General features: G+C 66.5%; 1 protein-coding gene. It reads left to right on the top strand.

Going from position 1 to position 266, the window contains the following annotated elements; all coding sequences use genetic code 11:
- Nucleotides 1-266 (top strand): DDE-type integrase/transposase/recombinase (locus tag QN357_RS19415; protein WP_323505459.1); only part of this gene is annotated, 266 nt, incomplete at both ends.

Here is a 266-nt window from a genome sequence, read left to right as displayed (position 1 = left end):
ATCGATGGGAAGAAGACGGTGTTGTTCGTCGCGTGGCTGGCGTGGTCGCGGTTTCGGATCGTGATCGCGTTGCGGGATCGGACGGCGCCGAGCGTGTTCGCCGCGTTGGATCGCTCGTTCCGGCTCCTCGGCGGCGCCCCGACCTACGTCCTGACCGATAACGAGAAAACGGTGACCGTCTCCCATGTCGCCGGGGTGCCGGTGCGGAATCCGCAGACGGTGGACTTCGCCCGCCACTACGGGGTGAGCGTGCTGACGTGTCAGCC

This window comes from Cryobacterium sp. RTC2.1, from assembly GCF_035018685.1.
Classification (GTDB): Bacteria; Actinomycetota; Actinomycetes; order Actinomycetales; family Microbacteriaceae; genus Cryobacterium; species Cryobacterium glucosi.
The sequence above is the reverse complement of the archived record's forward strand: the minus strand, read 5'-3'. Positions and strand labels throughout refer to the sequence as shown.